Origin of the sequence: Streptomyces sp. NPDC090022 (assembly GCF_044748145.1) — a bacterium.
GTDB lineage: Bacteria > Actinomycetota > Actinomycetes > Streptomycetales > Streptomycetaceae > Streptomyces.
In genome coordinates this window covers 187,369-204,487 of record NZ_JBIVFN010000001.1, presented here as the reverse complement: position 1 = coordinate 204,487, position 17,119 = coordinate 187,369, and the positions used below count along the sequence as shown (strand labels likewise).

Genomic DNA, 17,119 nt, shown 5'->3' with positions numbered 1-17,119 from the left:
GTGAGCGTAGCGGGCGTAGGCGCGGCGGCCGGGTATCTGGGGCTGGTGACCGGGGCACTGCCTCTGGATGTGGGAGTCGGGCGGCGCACACGGCCGCTGGGACCGCAAACCGTCGACATCGCGGCGCCGCGTGAGGTGGTGTTCGACGTCATCGCCCAGCCGTATCTGGGCCGGGCCACCCGAGCGATGCGCGAGAAGGTCACGGTACTGGAACAGGGCAGCGACATGGTGCTCGCCGCCCATCGCACCCCGGTCGCGGGCGGACGGCTGACGGCGACGACGGTGGAGACGGTGCGGTTCACCCGCCCAGAAAGGGTCGACTTCCGCCTGGTGCGCGGGCCCGTCCCGGCGGTCACCGAATCCTTCACCCTCACCGAGCGCGAGTCCGGTACGCGGCTGCTCTACGAGGGCGAGCTCGCCACGGATCTGTGGCGGGCCGGACAGTGGTGGGGCGGCCTGGTCGCCCCCCGGTGGGAAGCGACCGTCGCGGCGTCCCTGCGCACGGTCCGGCAAGAGGCGGAGCGGCGCTCGACTCTGAGGTGAGCGGCTCGCCGGTACCGCACGGCGGGCTGACGGACGCGGTGGAGTGCGGGCGGCGTATCTGTTCGCACCGAGAGGGAAGGCGGCGATGAGACATGGTGACGCGGCCGAGCGGGCTGGCCCGGCGGGCCGGGACGCAGCATGAGTTGAGGCCGGCGCCGGGCGGCGCGCCGGCGCCTGAGGGGCCGGCCGCCTCCCGCGGTGCCCGGGGTCCGGTGTGGGTGCGTGATCGAGTGGGCGACTGGCTGACCAGGGCGCTCACGCGGGCGGTGTTCTGCTGGCTGCCTCCTCCCCACCGTTGACCCGCCGGGCGCGGGGTCGGCCGCCCCGCTGTGGTGCGTCCGTGCCCCTGGGCGGTCAGTCGCCATGGCCGAGGTCGGCCAGGGCGTCTTCCACGGTGCGGTGGAAGGTGGGGTAGGCGAACATCATGTGGCGCAGCCGCTCGACGGGAATCTCGTTCTGCGCGGCGAGGGCCAGGCCGTAGAGGACTTCGCCGCCCGCCGGGCCGGCGGAGGTGGCCCCGACCAGGACGCCGCGGTCGATGTCCTCGACGAGTTTGACCAGGCCCTGGTTGCCGGCCTTGTGGATCCAGCCGCGTGCCGAGGACGGCACCCGCGCGGTGCCTGTCCGTACGCGCAGGCCCTGCGCGCGGGCGGCGTGCTCGGTCAGGCCCACGGAGCCGACCTCGGGGTCGGTGAAGGTGACGCGGGGCAGGGCCTGGGAGTCGGCGTCCGGTCCGGGCCGGCCGAGGATGTCGCGGACAGCGATCTCGGCCTGGTACATCGCCACATGGGTGAACAGTCCTCGGCCGGTGACGTCGCCGACACCCCACACGCCCTGTGCGGCCCGCATCTGCCCGTCCACGGCCAGGGCGCGGGCGTGGGGGTCGAGGCCGATGGTCTCCAGGCCGAGCCCGGCCAGCTGGGGTCGGCGTCCGGTGGCCACCAGCAGGTGCTGCCCGGCGATCTCCTCCCTGCTTTCCAGGGTGAGCCGGAAGGCGTGATCGACGTGCCGTACTGCGGTGGCGCGTGCTCCGGTGCGTACGGTGACACCTTCCTCTGCCAGCGCCTCGGCCAGCAGTGCGCCGGCTTCGGGTTCTTCCGCGGGCAGCAGCCGCTCCATGGCCTCCACGACGGTCACCGCGGTGCCGAAGCGGGCGAACGCCTGTGCCAGCTCCATGCCGATCGCGCCGCCGCCGAGCACGAGCAGCGAGGCCGGCGGCTCCTTGGCCGAGACCGCCTGCCGGTTGGTCCAGTACGGCACGTCCTCCAGCCCGGGAACGGGCGGGATCTGCGGGCGGCTGCCGGTGGCCAGTACCACCGCGCGCCGGACGGCGAACATCTCGCCCCCGGCCTCCACACGGCCGGGGCCGGCCAGGCGTGCACGGCCGCGGACGAAGCGCCCGCCCTTGCGGGTGAACCGGTCGACGGCCACCGGATCGTTCCAGTCGTCAGTGGCCTCGTCCCGGATCCGGGCGGCGACCGGCGCGAAGTCCGGGACCACCTGGGAGTCTCCGGCCATACCGGGCACCCGCCGCGCCTCGGCGAGCAGATTGCCGGCGCGGATCATCATCTTGCTCGGGATACACGCCCAGTACGGGCACTCACCACCAACCAGTTCCGCCTCCACCCCGACCACGTCCAGCCCTTCCTCGGCCAGCCGCTCGGCGACATGCTCACCCCCGACGCCCATGCCGATCACCACCACATCGACTTCCTGCACCAGCACCATGAGGAACCTCCCTGATCAACAGCGTTCGAGGGCCTTGGTCATTGGGTATCTGGCGTATCCGGGACGGCGGAAGGCGCCGGCGCCGCCGCATCGCCGGTGTCACCCCCGTGGTGGGTAGGCCGCCCGGAGCGGCCGGTCCGTGCAGTGCCCCACACCAGCGTGCCGGTCAGCATCAGCAGGGTGAGCGGGTAGAAGACCGGGCGCAGCGGGATCAGGACCGGCAGGAGTGCGGCGGCGGTGCTCGCGCCCAGGACGAGCAGGAACGTGGGTACGCAGCAGGCGAATCCGAGCAGGAACGCCGGGAGCACGCCCAGCAGCCGGGCGTAGCGGGTGCGTCGGCAGGAGGCGGCCTGCCGGGCGGCGTGGGCGGCCACGGCGATGTTGCAGCCGACCAGCGCCGCCACGACCGCGCCGAGCAGCAGGTTGACCGGGCTGAGGAAGATAGCGAGGTGGCTGGTGGGGTGCCAGGCGAGGACCGGCTCGAACAGATACGGCGCCCGGACCTGGAGCAGCTGTCCGGGAGCGGTCCGGAACACGGGCGCGCCGGTGAAGCGGCCGGAGGCCGAAACGGCGAGGTCCCCGATGGAGAACAGGTACACCAGCAGGGTCAGGCTCGCGGCGATCAGCCCGGTCCTGCGGTGGCGGCGCACAGCGAGGGAGGCACGCACCCGCCCTGGCGTGGTCCTGATCGCGACGACGGTGGCGTCCCAGGCGTCGCCCGTCCTGGCGAGCAAGGTGAGCAGCCTGCTCATGTCCGCACCTGGCCGCCCGGGTAGAACGCGTACCAGGCGAACCACATCGAGTCGAGGAAGTCCGCCGGCTCCCATCGCTCACCCTCTTGCTGGACGACGCGGGCGGTGCCGAGCCGGTCGTCCCAGCGGGCCTCCACCCGCGTGCCGCCCAACTCGGCGCGTACGGTCCGGTGCGTGCGGACGAGGTCCTTGTCGATGGCGAGGCGCTCCTTGCCGACGCGGACGCCGATGACGACGTCCTTGTCGGCGAGCCGGTCGCTGGTGGCGAGGACGGGGAAGATCGGCCGGCCCTTGGCGTAGTAGCCGCCCCGGTCCGGATAGGAGTCGTAGGAGCCGTACGGGTCGCTGCCGTAACTGCGCAGCGCCCCGCTGTCGGTGGACAGCACCTCGGTGTCGGGGTGCGCGGTCCGCCACTGCTTCCACGTGGTCCACACCAGCGGGACGGTGTCCAGCTTCGTTCCCTTGAGCGGGCCGCTGACCGCGGTGCCGATCAGCTGGGGCCACTCGGAGCCGGTCTGCCGGTCGTACATCAGCAGGTTGGAGTTGACGAGCTTGCCGGTGGTGCCGAACGTCAGGTCCTGGACGCCGGGCGGGGCGGAGAAGCCGATGACCGTGCCGGTCAGCGGGCAGTACGTGACCGCGAGAGGCTCGCCGCCGACGGTGTCGTTGACGATCTCGTGCCACACCAGCACCAGCTGCGGGTAGGCCCTCACCTCGCCGCTGTGCTCCAGGCCGAAGACCGGATCGTCGTCGTGGAGGAAGCCGGCCTTGCTCGCCGTCACGAAGCGGGGCTTGTCGAGGGAGGGGATGCCGTCCTTGCCCGGCCCGCCGGACACGGCGGCGCCGGCGAGCGCCTCCAGCGACGGGTCCTGGCCCGGCTGTACGGCCGTCACGGGGTCGGAGGGCCCATCGGAGGCCAGTTTCCCACCGAGGATCGCCCCGCCCGCGAGCACCAGGCTGATGGCGCAGACCACGGCCCCGCCCTTGAGTATCTGTCGCCGCGACGGGCGAGGGGGTTTCCGATCGTTCTGGCCGGTCACCTGGCACCGCCCGAACCCGATGGGATTCGTACTGCCGATCGTGCCCTGTGCCGGGCGGCGCTTCGGTGAGCGCGCTTACAGTTCTCACCCTCCTTGGCGGCCTACGGTCGGATCATGGTGCTGCGGATCGTGCTCGGGACGGTGTACACGGCGATGGCGGTCGGCCAGCTCGCCTCCTTCGGGCATATGCCCGGGATTCTGGCCGCGTACGGGCTGGTGGACGGCGCCGGGGCGACCGCGCTGGCCGTGGCACTGATCGCGGGCGAGCTGGTGGCGGGCGTCTGGTTCCTGGCCCGCCCGCGGTCGAAGGCCCTGGCGCCGGTGTGGGTGTACACGGGTGTGTCGGTGGTGTGGACGGTGCTGGCCGTGCAGGCGTACGCGCGGGGCCTGACGGTGGACAACTGCGGCTGCTTCGGGATCTATCTCACGCAGCGGCTGAGCTGGTTCGTGCTGCTGCAGGATGCCCTGACGCTGCTCTACGCGGGCGTCCTGATCCGCTCCGCCCGCCGAGCGCCCGCGCCGTCGCCCGCTGACCGGGAGGAGGCGAGCCGCGATGTCCGCATTCCGTGAAAGGTCGGGCCTCGGCGGCATCGCGGCGGCCGTGGGTGCCGGGCTGCTGATGGTGGTGTGCTGCGCGGGCCCGCTGCTCGTGGCCGGCGGAGCACTCGGCGCCGTTGGCGGGGCCCTGGCCAATCCGTGGCTGATCACCGTCGGTGCGGTCGTGCTGCTCGCCGGCACCGGCTACGCCCTGCGCTGCCGAGCGCGTCGCCGCCGGGGCGCCGGGCCGGCCGAGTGCTGCACGACCGTACCCGCCGGCCCCCAGCCACATGAAGAAGTCGATCCGGACGGCGAGGTCCGCTGAACCCAGGCCCCAACGGAAGAAGGAGTTCTGCGATGACCCAGGCGCCAGAGCCGAGGCGCAAGGCGGACCGGGACGAGGTGTTCGTGGAGTTCACCAAGTCCATCTGTCCCCTGTGCAAGACACCCGTCGACGCGCAGGTCAACATCCGCACGGACAAGGTGTATCTGCGTAAAACCTGCCGCGATCACGGCGAGTTCGAGGCTCTGGTGTACGGGGACGCGGAGGAGTACCTGTCCTCGGCGCGGTTCAACAAGCCCGGCACGATCCCCCTGACGTTCCAGACCGAGGTGAAGGACGGCTGCCCCTCGGACTGCGGACTGTGCCCGGAGCACAAGCAGCACGCCTGCCTGGGCATCATCGAGGTCAACACCGGCTGCAACCTGGACTGCCCGATCTGCTTCGCCGACTCCGGCCACCAGAGCGACGGCTACTCCATCACCCATGAGCAGTGCGAGCGGATGCTCGACGCCTTCGTCGCCTCCGAGGGCGAAGCGGAGGTGGTGATGTTCTCCGGCGGAGAGCCCACCATCCACAAGCAGATCCTCGACTTCATCGACCTCGCCCAGGCCCGCCCCATCAAGAACGTCAACCTCAACACCAACGGCATCCGCCTGGCCACCGACAAGAACTTCGTCACCGAACTCGGCAAACGCAACCAGGTCCCCGGCAGGTTGGTGAACGTCTACCTCCAGTTCGACGGCTTCGACGAGCGCACCCACCTGGAGATCCGCGGCCGGGACCTGCGCACCTTCAAGCAGCGGGCGCTCGACAACTGCGCCGAGGCCGGGCTGACCGTCACCCTCGTCGCGGCCGTGGAGCGCGGCCTGAACGAGCACGAACTCGGCGCGATCATCGAGTACGGCATCGACCACCCCGCCGTCCGCTCGGTGGCGTTCCAGCCGGTCACCCACTCCGGCCGGCACGTGGAGTTCGACCCGTTGGAGAGGCTCACCAACCCGGACGTCATCCGGCTGATCAACGCACAACGGCCCGACTGGTTCCAAAAGGGAGACTTCTTCCCCGTACCGTGCTGCTTCCCGACCTGCCGCTCCATCACCTACCTCCTGGTGGACGGCGAACCGGGCAACCGCACCGTCGTGCCCATCCCGCGGCTGCTGAACGTGGAGGACTACCTCGACTACGTCACCAACCGCGTCATGCCCGACGCCGGCATCCGCGAGGCCCTGGAGAAGCTCTGGTCGGCCTCCGCCTTCATGGGCACCGAGACGACCGAGGACAAGCTGAGGGCCACCGCCGAGGCCCTGGACTGCGCGGACACCTGCGGCATCGACCTGCCCGAGACCGTCAAGCAGCTGAACGACAAGGCGTTCATGATCGTCGTGCAGGACTTCCAGGACCCCTACACCCTCAACGTCAAGCAGCTGATGAAGTGCTGCGTCGAGGAGATCACCCCCGACGGACGCCTGATCCCCTTCTGTGCGTACAACTCCGTCGGCTACCGAGAACAGGTCCGCGAGCAGATGTCCGGTGTCCCCGTCGCCCCGGTCGCCCCGAACGCGCTGCCCCTCGCCGGCCGGCTGACGACAACCCCGTACGGCTCGAAGACCACCCGCACCGGACGCGAGGAGCGCCGGCCGTGAACCACGAGGAGATCAAGTCCTGCTGCGCGGACGCCTACTCCAAGGACATCGTCGCGCTACTGCTCGGGGACTCCTACCACCCCGGCGGCACCGCCCTGACCCGCCGCCTCGCCGACCGGCTCGCGCTCACTCCCGGCGCGCGAGTCCTCGACGTCGCCTCGGGGCGAGGCACCACCGCCCTCCTGCTCGCCGACGCTTACGGGGTGCGGGCGGACGGCATCGACTACGCGCCCGCCAACACTGCCCTCGCCCGAGGAGCCGCCGAAGCCTCGGGGCTCACCGACCGGACCGCCTTCACCACCGGCGACGCCGAGCACCTCCCGTACGACAACGAGGTCTTCGACGCGGTGGTGTCCGAGTGCGCGCTGTGCACCTTCCCCGACAAACCCAGGGCCGCAGCCGAAGTCGCCCGCGTCCTGAAACCCGGCGCACGCCTCGGCATCACCGACGTCACCGCCGACACCGACCGCCTCCCGCCCGAACTGCGTGGACTGACCGCCCGGATCGCCTGCATCGCCGATGCCCGTCCGCTCAACGACTACGCCAAGGTCCTTGCCACTGCCGGGTTGCGCACCCTCACCACGGAGCGGCACGACGAGGCGATGATCCGCATGGTCGACCAGGTCCAGGCCCGCCTGGACCTGCTGCGCATCACCGCCCCGGCACGCCTCGCCGACGCCGGCGTCGACCTGGACGCGGCCCCGGCCGTCCTGGACGCGGCCCGCGCCGCCGTCACCGACGGCGTACTCGGCTACGCCCTGCTGACCGCCGTGAAGTCAGCACCCTGACGGCCCCGGCGATCTACCGCCGGGTACGTAAGCGCCCTCACATACCCGCACGGGCACTGCGCCCTAGCGTCAGCGGCGAGAGCGGAAGGACAACCGCAAAGGAGGACGATCACCATGGCCACCACTGTGCACGCATCCCCGAAGACCGCCGCGATCCCGCTGCACGCGGTGTGGGGCGCTGTGGCCGGACTGGTCGGCGGTATCGGGATGGGCATCTGGATGTCGGTGTCCCGGCCGATGATGGACACCGCCATGATCACCATGGTCGCGGGGCTCCTCGGCTCCACGAACGCCTTCGTCGGCTGGCTGATCCACCTCGGGATCGCCACCTTCGCCGGCATCACCTTCGGCGTGGTCCTCGGACAGCTCGCCCAGCGCATCGCCCCCGCCGTCATCCTCGGCCTCGTCTACGGCGCCGTGTGGTGGACCCTAGGCGCCCTGTGGATCATGCCCGCCAACATGGGCATGCCCGTCTTCACCTGGAACGACGTCACCGCCTCCAGCCTCGGCGCCCATCTCGTATTCGGGCTCCTCGCCGGAGCGACGTTCGCCGGCATCGCGCAGGCGATGGGCAAGGACACGGCCCGATGAACCGTGAGGCTCCCGCGTCTACCTTCGACCCCATCGCCCCATCGCCGGGCGCGGCACTGCGCCGCATAGCCGTCGAGCGCGGTGCGGTGCCCTACTGTCTGGCCAGCAGCGCCGAGGCGCTGGCCAGCCCGGCATGGGGCACCGCCCCACCGCCGTGGGCCCCGGGACGACGCGAGGAAACGCACCACATGAACCACGCCACATCGGACGACGACACCGAGCGGACCTGGTGCCTGGCAGAGGTCGACATCTTCTGCGACCTCTCCGAGCAGGAGATGGAAGCCATCGCCGCCGCGGCACCGATGAAGACCTACCACGCCGGCGAGATCCTCTACTCGCCCACCCAGCCCTCCGAAGTCCTGTTCATCCTGAAAAAGGGCCGGGTCCGCGTCTTCCGGGTCTCCGCCGACGGGCGGGCGCTCACGACCGCGATCATCTCCCCAGGCACCATCTTCGGCGAGATGGTCCTGCTCGGACAGCACATGTACGACAACTACGCCGAAGCCCTCGACGACACCATCGTCTGCGTCATGAGCCGCGCCGACGTGCACACATTCCTCTTGTCGGACGCCCGCATCGCCGCGCGGATCACCACGATCCTCGGCCGCCGGCTGGCCGACCTCGAACAGCGTTTGTCCGACAGCGTCTTCAAGACCGTCGCCCAGCGCGTGGCGACCACCCTGGTCACGTTGAGTACCGCCCAGCCGCCGGGCAGTCCGCTGCTGCCGGGCGGACGCCACCCCCAGATCGCCCTCACCCACGAGCAGCTTGCCGCACTCGCCGGCACCTCCCGCGAGACCTGCACCAAAGTGCTGCGCGATCTGGCCGACCACGGACTCCTCCGGCTCGCCCGCGGGCGTATCACCGTGCTCGACCGAGAGCGGCTCCAGGACACAGCGGGCTGACCCCTGGAAGCGTCACCGAACCGTAAGGCCCACCCGCATCCCATGACCCGAGGAAGCGATCTACGCTCCCCTCTGGTCCCCGACACACAGGAGTCGTCCATGCGTCCCCGCACCCTCATTCCGGCCACCATCGCCGCCGCGCTGCTCGCTCTCACCGCGTGCGGCGCGAACGGCGGCTCGGATTCAGCCGGTGACGCCGGGGCAGTCTCCCCGTCGCAGGCATCGTCCCCCGCTCAGCCTCCCGCCGGCTCGGACGGGAGCGGAACCGGGACGGGCGGGGCCAAGGTGCCTGCGGCGCTGGACTTCACCGCCACCACGGTGGACGGCAAGCCCTTCGACGCGAAGACGCTCGCGGGCAAGCCGACCGTCCTGTGGTTCTGGGCACCGTGGTGCCCCAAGTGCAAGGCCCAGGCGGCCGAGACCGCCAAGGTCGCCGCCGACAACCAAGGCAAGGCGAACGTCGTCGGAGTCGCCGGGCTCGACACCAACGCCGCGATGAAGGACTTCGTCTCCGACACGGGCACCGGCTCCTTCCCGCACCTGTCCGATGAGAAGGGCGAGGTGTGGAAGCGGTTCAAGGTCACCGAGCAGAGCCGCTACGTCATCCTCGACAAGGACGGCACCACCGTCTACGAGGGCGTCCTGCCCGCAGGCAAGGGACTGGCCGACAAGGTCGCCGGACTCACCGGCTGAACCGCCATGTCCGACCTGCCTCTCGCCCTCGCCCTCACTGCTGGCATGCTCGCCGCCGTCAACCCCTGCGGCTTCGCCCTGCTCCCCGCTTACCTCTCCCTCCTCGTCCTCGGCGACGATACGCCCAGCCGGGCCGTCGCCGTGGGCCGGGCCCTGACCGCCACCGCCGCTATGACCGTCGGGTTCGCCGCCCTGTTCGGCATATTCGGCCTCGTGATCCAGCCCGTCGCTGGACAGGTCCAAGAGCACCTGCCCTGGTTCACCATCGGCTTCGGACTGCTTATGGCCGTCGCCGGTGGCTGGCTGCTCGCGGGCCGCCAACTCCCCGCCCTGGCCCCGAAGGTCCGCCGGGCCCCGACCGTCACCCGCTCCGTCCCCTCGATGGCCCTGTTCGGAATGGCCTACGCCACCGCCTCGCTGGGCTGCACCATCGCCCCGTTCCTCGCCATCGTCGTCTCCGCCTTCCGCGGAGGCTCCACCACCCACGGCATCCTTCTGTTCACCGCCTACGCCGCCGGCATGGGCCTGATCGTCGGCGCCGCCTCCCTCACCGTCGCCCTCACCCGCACCACGGCAGTGACCCGCCTTCGCCGGGCGGGTGCCGTCGCACCCCGCCTCGGCGGCGGGCTCCTCCTCGTCGTCGGCGCGTACGTCGCCTACTACGGCTGGTACGAGATCCGCACCCAGCGTGATCCCGCCACCACCGACCCCGTGATCGACGCCGCCGGCGCCGTACAGCGCGCCTTCGCGGGCGCCGTGGACGCCGCCGGTCCCGCACTCATCGCCGCGCTGCTGGCCGCGCTCCTGCTCACGGCCTGGGCCGTCCGCCGCCGGCGAGCGCACAAGCCCGCCCCTGCCGATCACGGCACGACACCCGGCCCAGGACCGGAACACAGCCGTTGAGGGCTGGGGTAGGCAGTTCTGCGCGGCCACGGAAGGCGCACCTTCCGGCCATGGAACACCGTCACGGGTGACAGCCGTACACAGAGCACCGAGCCCGGCGTCACGATGCGAGGGCGCGCGCGGTCAGTCCGATTCCGACCAGGACGACGAGGCAGGAGGTGGCCGTCGGTCCGACCCGTGCGGCGGTGTCGACGAGCCGGCGAGCGCGGGGGTGGCTGTCACCGAGGGTCCTGATGCGGTCCTTGACGTGGAGGAGGAGGAGCCCGGCGAGGGTGAGGGTGGCGGCCATGCCCAGTCCGTAGGCGAGGACGAGGAGGACTCCGAAGGCGGTGCGGCCGAGGGCGACGGCTCCGAGGAGGACGACAAGAGCAGAGGGACTGGGCACGAGTCCGCCGGCGATGCCCATGCCGATCAAGCCTCTCCTCGCCCCCGGGCTGCGGGCTTGGGTGCGGCCGGATGAGGCGTGATGGTGTGGCTCACCCTGGACCGCTGCCGGTGCCGGTGCCGGTGCGGTCAGGGTGCGAGTGCGGGTGTTGACTGCGTCCGCTTCGGGGGGACCTGTACGGGCTGCGGGCACAGGTCCGGCTGACGGGGCGTGGCCTGGGTGGTGATCTCTCTCGTGGTCGTGATCATGCTCGTGGTGTCCGGGTCCGTGGTGATGATGGTGAGTGTGATGACCGTGATGGTGGTGGTGGGGGTCGGGGTCGTTGCGCAGGGCTCTGGTCAGGAGCCAAAGGCCGATAGCGGTGACAATCAGTCCGCTGATGGTTCCGAGCCAGGCCAGGACGGTTTCCCCGGCGAGGTGGGTTGCGGCGGGGAGGGCGAGACCGAGTACGAGGACACCTGCGGTGTGAGTGAGGGTCACCGTCGCGCCGACCGTGACGGCGTCACGCCGGGTGCCGCGTCGCCCGGCTAGATGGGCGGCCATGATGGTCTTGCCGTGGCCGGGCAGGAGGGCGTGTGAGGCGCCCAGGACGATGGCGAGCAGGAGCGCGAGGAGTCCGACGGGAACGGTGAGTTCGCGGCGGGCGACCAGGGAGTCGAACCAGGCCGCTACCCGGTCCGCTGTCTGCCCGACCACAGGCGGGCCGGGCAGCACGCTGGTAGCTGGGGGATCGGCGGAGGGTGTGGTGCGCAGTTCTGCGGTGCGCTGATCGAGTGGGGTGGCGAGCGGGTCCGGTGGGTAGCGGCGGAGCCGGTCGGTGGGTGAGGTGGCGGGCAGGTCGGTTCCTGTGATCGCCAGTCCGGCGCCCTTGGCGGTGATCTCGCGCCATCCGATGCGGGTGGTGTCGTAGGCCGTGCGGACGCTGACGGCGCCGCCGCGCTCCAGTGGGGCCGTAGTGGTGTATGCGCAGGTAAGCCGGCTTGTCTTCAGGCCCGCTTCGCCCGGCTCCCAGGTCATCTGTGCGGTCCGGGGGCTCCATCGGGCGGGGCCTGCGGGGGTGCGCAGGTCGAGTTGACCGGCCAGCGCCGTGCACCTGGCAGTGGCGTACCGGGTGGTTTCCGCCTCGGTGAGGGTGTTGTCGCGGTCGGTGTCGATGCGGGGGCGTTCTTGGAGGGCTGCGATCTCGGCTCGGTCGACGACGACGGTGGCGTCGATGTGGTCGGGGTGCAGGACGAGGCCCGTGTGGTAGTTGACGGTGAAGTTGCCCAGCGGGTGGGCCGGGGCCGCCGCGGCCGGGGTGGTGAGGCAGCAGGCGGTGATGAGCAGGCCGGCGGCTGCGGTGAGGGTGCGGTGTGCGGGGGTCATGGGCGGGTGCCGATTCGTTCGAGCAGGGCACGCGCGTCGGTGGCGTGCAGGGGATGGAGTGCGGGGGCAGGGCCGAGGGCCGACCGCAGATCGGCGGTGGCGGCCTGGTCGTTGCCCAGCGCGTGGTGGATGGCGCCTCGGTGGTAGCGCCACAGCGAGTGGCGTGTCCCCAGGGCGAGGGCCTGGTCGGCGTGGGCGAGGGCTTCCCGGTGGCGGCCGGCTCTGTGCAGGGCCCAGGCGTAGGCGTCGTGGACGGCGACGAACGGCCGTGTGCGCAGGGCTTGCTCGGCCAGAGCGACGGCGCGGACGGGGCTGCCGTGGTCGGCTTCGAAGAGGATGGCGTCGGTGTCCGGCGGTCCGCCGCCGGAGGTGCGAAGGGTGTCCTGGGCTCGCAGGAGCGTGTACTGGGCTTGGGCCTGTTCGTCGTGTCCGAGAGCCTGGTGCGTCTCGCCGAGGGCGAGCAGGAGGTGCGGCAGGGGTGCGATGTCCGTGGCGCGCTGCCAGTCCGCGCGCGCCTGGTCCGTCTTGCCCAGGGCGGCGTGGGCGCGTGCGCGGGCGTCGAGGAGCGCCGGGTCCTCGGGGGCTTCGCGCAGTCCTTGGTCGGCTTCGTCGAGTGCCAGGCGGGCGTTGCCGTCCTCGAGGGCGAGGTTGGACAGGCAGGCGTGGGCGAAGGCGCGTTCGCTGTCGGTGGTGGCCGCGGTCAGGGAGCGGCGCATCAGTTCGGCGGCCCGTTCGGTCTTGCCGCGCAGTTCGAAGGTGTAGGAGGCGCGGGCCAGGGAGGCGGCGTCGGGCCGCAGATCGTTCATCTTCTGCACAGCCCGCTCCGCGTCGCGGTAGTGGCCGAGCTGGGTGTGGGCGTCGGCCAGAACTCCGTAGGCGGCGGGGCTGTAGGGGGCGCTGGCGAGGGCCTTTTCGGCCCAGGTGCGGGCGGTGGTGAAGTCGTGGCGGGCTGCGGCGAGGGCGGCCATGCCGGTCTCGGCGCCGGTGTTGCCGCTCGGCTGCAGGGAGAGGGAGCGGCGCAGCGCTTTGTCGGCCTTGGTGTAGAGCGCGGGGTCGGCGGTCGTGCGGGCCTGCTCGATATGGGCCATGCCGAGGGCTGACCAGGCGTTCCAGTCACCCGGAAGGCGCTGAAGCCGCGCTGTCAGGGCCGCGGCCGTGTCTGCCGGCCGGGCGGCAGCGGCGGCGGTGCCGCCCGGTGCGGGCGCGTCGGGGGTGTCGGGTTCGATGAGTACGGCCCCGGCGGCGAACATCGCGGTGCCCAGCGCGAGGGTGACGGCGATGGCTTTCACGCGGTGCCTGCGGCGGGGCATACGGGGGTCAGGGTGCATCGGAGGGTTCTTTCGTGCGTGAGGTGACGCGCTCTGCGGCCGGACGATTCCGGTCCGGCCGCAGAGCCTTAACGGAGCGGTGGCGTCACATCAGGCGCGGTTGCGGCGGCGCATCCTCCATCCGGCGGCCGCCAGCAGGGCGGCACCCGCGCCGCCGAGGGAGGCCGCGGACTTCTCCTTGCTCATGGTCATGCCGGACGGTCCGCTGTTGACGGACTTGGTGTGCGGCAGGGCCAGGTAGGGGAAGGAGGTGCCGAAGGGGACCTCGTTGGCGTTGACCTTGTCGCCGTCGGCGAGGGCGGGAATGAGCTGTCCGGTCTGGGCGGCGCCTTCGACGGCCTGGAGGGAGATGTCGATGACGTCGTCGGTCAGGCGGCGGCCGTTGGGGAATCCGGCGAGGTCGCCGGCGAGGACGCCGTACCGGTTGGGGTTCGCGGTCGGGGGTACGGCCATGTTGAGGCGCAGTTCCTCCGCGGGCACGATCTTGCGGAGGTTGGCGTCGCGGTTGAGGCGGTGGGCGTTGAGGTCGGCCTGGATGGGCCCGCACGCCTTGCAGATCCCGGTGAGGTAGATCTCGAACAGGTCGTTGCGCGGGGCGGGCGGGGCGGGGATGCCGTAGACCTGCTGGATCAGCTTGGGCAGGATCGGGTCGAGGACCTTGTCGACGACCGGCTGGACGGTGCGGTCCTGGTCGGGGTTGAGGGTGTTGAAGGCGTCCTTGAACTTCAGCGGGACGACGACCTCGTTGACCAGCGGGTTGCCCAGGCGGGAGACCTGCTTCCACTGGTCGCCGTGGCCGGTGCGCGAGTCGGAGACCTGCACGCCCTTGCGGTCGGTGGTCGACCAGATCCCGACGACCGGGTTCCGGGAGGGGTTACCGCCCAAGGCGAGGTGCTTCTTGGGGATCTGCAGGGCGACGGAGTTGACGTTGTAGCCAGCCAGGGTGTCCTGCCCGCGCTCGGACAGGTCCCCGCCGTACAGCAGGTCGAAGACCCGGAGGTCCGCGAAGAACGGGTCCTCGGCCTGCCCTGCGAACGCCTTCCCGCCGCCCGGCAGGGAGCGCACGGCCTGGGCGCGCAGAGAGGCATAGTCGGGCATCGAGGCCGGTCCCACCCGGGACGGGGCTGCGGGCACGTTGGACAGCAGCACCCTGCTCCTGCCGTGGCGGGTTTCGACCAGGTCGTAAACCTGCCGGAAGTTCAGGTCCGGATCGTCCAGGGTGGTCACCTGGCCGGTGTTGTAGAGGAACTGGTCGGCGGCGTCGCGGATCTGGTTCTTGAACCGCCAGCTGTAGGTGACGTCGGCGTTGCCGTCACCGGTGTTGTCGATCTTGATGTTGTAGCGGAGGTCCTCGCCGAAGGCGTAGAAGTTCGGTCCGCCGTTGGGTTCCTCGAACGGGATCCAGTTCGCCAGCAGGGTGACGGTGTCGCTCTTGTCGGGGCTGGTGAACGCGTACACGTCGGTGTTGTCGGCGCGCGGATCGCCCGCGATCAGCGGCGCCTCACGGTGGCTGGAGGCGGAGCTGACGCCAGGGCCGAGGGTGAGGACGGCCATGGCGGTCGCGAGCGCGCCGGAGCCGAGGACGAGCAAGGACTGGTCTAGCAGCCGGCGTCGGCCGGACGCCGCGGGTGTTGCCTTCACGGAGAGGTGGTTCCTTCCCAGCAGGGTGCGCACCGGGCCCGGCCTGAATCGGGCAGGCGGCGGTGCCGCTACGGCTTTGTGCGGGTGACGGTCGGCACCGCGGCGAACCAGGGGGTGGCTCGCGCTGCCCAGGCACGGCCAGGAAAGGCAACGGGGACTGGCCAAGGTCCGGGCACACCATCGCGCAGGGCTGCGCAGGCCGAAGGAAACCACGCCCGGAGGCAGCCGCGCGGCCGCTCACCTGCCCGCGCCGTCATGCCCAGGACCGCGGAAGGTGGTGATTGCGCAGTTCAGAGCCCTGACGGTGATCGACTGCGGCGGCTTCCAGGAGTGGGCGACACGCAGCATCAGGGTTAGCCCGAACGAGCCAACGACCGCTTACTGCAAGAGAGTTGCAACAAAGTGCCGGTGGTGTGGGGCGTGCCCGTTCACCTGCCTGGGTGCGGCAGGCAGGGGGCCGGCCGCACGGCTTCACGGCACGCAGGGCCCATCGACCGGCTCACCGTCGGGGTGACCGCCCAGCTCGCCGACGGACCGCAGCCATCGGCCCGCAGCGCTGCACCGAAGAGCGGGTCTCTCACATGCCGAACCGGGAAAGCTCCGTCAAGGTTGCTCCCTGCACCGGCACGGGCGGGGGCGCGAGCGGGGCCTCCTGGTCTCCCAGCGCTGCCGCCAAGGAGCGGGGCAGGACCTCCTGCCAGCCCAGCAGTCGCAGCCCGCGTACCTCGTCCCCGTCCCGGCAGATCTCAAGCCCCGCACAATCCGTGGGCAGCCATGTCTCATCTGTAGCCACGACCACACCCTCAACCCGGCAACGTCATCCCGCCCGGGAGCAGACAGGCGCGCCGCCGTTCCCACCCAGTCGGCGCAGCCCGGGACGGCCTCCTTGGGCCATGAGAGTGGCATCCTCCCCGGTCACCGATCCCCCGCGGCACCGGTGACGAATGCATCACAAGACCTGGGCCACCCTGACCCAGGCCCGATGAAGGAGTGATCATGCGCAACCGGACCGTGACCGCAGCTTCCGCGGTCGTCCTGGCTGCCCTGTGCGCGGCGCCCGCGCTGGCGGCGTCCGACACCGCCTCGAAGACGCTGCCCGCCCACGACCACAAGGCCCTGCACGCCATCGGCCTGACCAGCGACCAGCGCCTGGTCGAGTTCGACGTCCACAAGCCCTCCAAGACCTGGTCGCTCGGCAAGGTCTCCGGGCTGTCCGGCGACACCAAGCTCGTCGGCATCGACTTCCGCGTCCAGAACGAGAAGCTGTACGGCGTCGGCGACCGGGGCGGCATCTACACCCTGAACACCACCAACGCCAAGGCCATGAAGGTCTCCCAGCTGACGGTGGCCCTGGCCGGGAGCACGTTCGGCGTGGACTTCAACCCCGCCGCCAACCGGCTCCGGGTCATCTCCAACACCGGGCAGAACCTGCGGCACAACATCGACGACGCGGCCGCCCCGCTGACCACTATCGTCGACGGCACCCTGACCAACCCGACCATGCCGCCGTCGACCGCGATGGGAGTGACCGGAGCCGCGTACACCAACAACGACCTGAACGCCGCGACCGCGACGACGCTGTTCGACCTCGACACGATGGCCGACCGGATCTCCCTGCAGTCCCCCGCCAACGCCGGCACCCTCGCCCCCACCGGGAACCTCGGCGTGGACGCCGCCCTCGACGCGGGCTTCGACATCTACTCCGACCCCAAGTCGGGCATGAACCACGGCTTCGCCGCCATCGGCACCGGCGGCTCCTACCGCCTCTACGCCGTCGACGTGCTGGCCGGCAAGGCCACCCACAAGGGCGCGTTCCCGCAGAGGTACCAGGTCACCGACCTGGCCCTGCCCATCAACCAGAAGTAGACCGCCCGCCGGTCGGCCCGGGCACCGCTGGGTGCTGCGCCCGGGCCGGCCGGGTCCTCGTACGGGGCGTTCGCGCCGTGGCCCTGCACCCTTCCGAGGAGGACAGGATGCAGGGCCGTCGACGTGTG

At 71.1% G+C, this 17,119-nt stretch carries 16 protein-coding genes; 10 read left to right on the top strand and 6 right to left on the bottom strand.

The window, feature by feature from the left end; translation table 11 throughout:
- Window positions 1–543 (top strand): SRPBCC family protein, encoded by a 543-nt coding sequence (locus ACIPXB_RS00905; protein ID WP_401442799.1) that lies wholly within the window; start codon window positions 1–3, stop codon window positions 541–543.
- A gap of 354 nt (window positions 544–897) precedes the next feature.
- On the opposite strand, the gene ACIPXB_RS00900 is transcribed toward ACIPXB_RS00905, so the two are convergent.
- Genes ACIPXB_RS00900 through ACIPXB_RS00890 form a run of 3 tightly spaced genes read right to left on the bottom strand, consistent with a single transcriptional unit; the run spans window position 898 to window position 3,997 of the window.
- On the bottom strand, window positions 898–2,271 hold the full coding sequence (locus ACIPXB_RS00900) for a dihydrolipoyl dehydrogenase family protein (protein WP_401442796.1): 1,374 nt from the start codon (window positions 2,269–2,271) through the stop codon (window positions 898–900).
- Window positions 2,272–2,309: 38 nt separating this feature from the next.
- The gene (locus tag ACIPXB_RS00895; RefSeq protein ID WP_401442794.1) at window positions 2,310–3,023 is read right to left on the bottom strand and encodes a hypothetical protein; all 714 of its coding nucleotides are present in this window, start codon (window positions 3,021–3,023) and stop codon (window positions 2,310–2,312) included.
- Window positions 3,020–3,997, bottom strand: a complete 978-nt coding sequence (locus ACIPXB_RS00890; protein WP_401442792.1) for a DUF3179 domain-containing protein — start codon at window positions 3,995–3,997, stop codon at window positions 3,020–3,022. The genes ACIPXB_RS00895 and ACIPXB_RS00890 overlap by 4 nt, the downstream gene beginning before the upstream one ends.
- A 180-nt stretch (window positions 3,998–4,177) precedes the next feature.
- Here ACIPXB_RS00890 and ACIPXB_RS00885 point away from each other — a divergent pair, with 180 nt between their 5' ends.
- The 8 genes from ACIPXB_RS00885 to ACIPXB_RS00850 all read left to right on the top strand — a co-directional run bounded on the left by ACIPXB_RS00885 (window position 4,178) and on the right by ACIPXB_RS00850 (window position 10,406).
- Complete coding sequence (locus ACIPXB_RS00885) at window positions 4,178–4,633, top strand: MauE/DoxX family redox-associated membrane protein (RefSeq protein WP_401442789.1); 456 nt, start codon at window positions 4,178–4,180, stop codon at window positions 4,631–4,633.
- Window positions 4,617–4,925, top strand: coding sequence for a hypothetical protein (locus ACIPXB_RS00880; protein WP_401442787.1), 309 nt, complete (start codon window positions 4,617–4,619; stop codon window positions 4,923–4,925). The genes ACIPXB_RS00885 and ACIPXB_RS00880 overlap by 17 nt, the downstream gene beginning before the upstream one ends.
- 32 nt (window positions 4,926–4,957) lie before the next feature.
- Entirely contained in the window at window positions 4,958–6,526 is a 1,569-nt protein-coding gene (locus ACIPXB_RS00875) for a radical SAM protein (RefSeq protein WP_401442784.1), read from the top strand.
- The gene (locus ACIPXB_RS00870; RefSeq protein ID WP_401442782.1) at window positions 6,523–7,314 is read left to right on the top strand and encodes a class I SAM-dependent methyltransferase; all 792 of its coding nucleotides are present in this window, start codon (window positions 6,523–6,525) and stop codon (window positions 7,312–7,314) included. Before ACIPXB_RS00875 ends, ACIPXB_RS00870 begins: the two co-directional genes overlap by 4 nt.
- 114 nt (window positions 7,315–7,428) lie before the next feature.
- The gene (locus ACIPXB_RS00865) at window positions 7,429–7,905 is read left to right on the top strand and encodes a hypothetical protein (protein WP_401442779.1); all 477 of its coding nucleotides are present in this window, start codon (window positions 7,429–7,431) and stop codon (window positions 7,903–7,905) included.
- Entirely contained in the window at window positions 7,902–8,810 is a 909-nt protein-coding gene (locus ACIPXB_RS00860; RefSeq protein WP_401442776.1) for a Crp/Fnr family transcriptional regulator, read from the top strand. The genes ACIPXB_RS00865 and ACIPXB_RS00860 overlap by 4 nt, the downstream gene beginning before the upstream one ends.
- A gap of 99 nt (window positions 8,811–8,909) precedes the next feature.
- Window positions 8,910–9,503 (top strand): redoxin domain-containing protein, encoded by a 594-nt coding sequence (locus tag ACIPXB_RS00855; RefSeq protein ID WP_401442774.1) that lies wholly within the window; start codon window positions 8,910–8,912, stop codon window positions 9,501–9,503.
- 6 nt (window positions 9,504–9,509) lie between these two features.
- Window positions 9,510–10,406 (top strand): cytochrome c biogenesis CcdA family protein, encoded by an 897-nt coding sequence (locus tag ACIPXB_RS00850; RefSeq protein ID WP_401442772.1) that lies wholly within the window; start codon window positions 9,510–9,512, stop codon window positions 10,404–10,406.
- 100 nt (window positions 10,407–10,506) lie between these two features.
- On the opposite strand, the gene ACIPXB_RS00845 is transcribed toward ACIPXB_RS00850, so the two are convergent.
- From ACIPXB_RS00845 to ACIPXB_RS00835, 3 genes are all read right to left on the bottom strand, one after another.
- The gene (locus ACIPXB_RS00845) at window positions 10,507–12,156 is read right to left on the bottom strand and encodes a nickel/cobalt transporter (protein ID WP_401442769.1); all 1,650 of its coding nucleotides are present in this window, start codon (window positions 12,154–12,156) and stop codon (window positions 10,507–10,509) included.
- The gene (locus ACIPXB_RS00840) at window positions 12,153–13,466 is read right to left on the bottom strand and encodes a tetratricopeptide repeat protein (protein ID WP_401442766.1); all 1,314 of its coding nucleotides are present in this window, start codon (window positions 13,464–13,466) and stop codon (window positions 12,153–12,155) included. Before ACIPXB_RS00840 ends, ACIPXB_RS00845 begins: the two co-directional genes overlap by 4 nt.
- Window positions 13,467–13,574: 108 nt before the next feature.
- The gene (locus tag ACIPXB_RS00835) at window positions 13,575–15,038 is read right to left on the bottom strand and encodes a DUF4331 domain-containing protein (RefSeq protein WP_401444361.1); all 1,464 of its coding nucleotides are present in this window, start codon (window positions 15,036–15,038) and stop codon (window positions 13,575–13,577) included.
- Window positions 15,039–16,121: 1,083 nt separating this feature from the next.
- Between ACIPXB_RS00835 and ACIPXB_RS00830 the strand changes: the two genes are divergently transcribed.
- Window positions 16,122–16,991, top strand: a complete 870-nt coding sequence (locus tag ACIPXB_RS00830) for a DUF4394 domain-containing protein (protein WP_401442763.1) — start codon at window positions 16,122–16,124, stop codon at window positions 16,989–16,991.
- The last annotated feature ends 128 nt before the right edge of the window (window positions 16,992–17,119 follow it).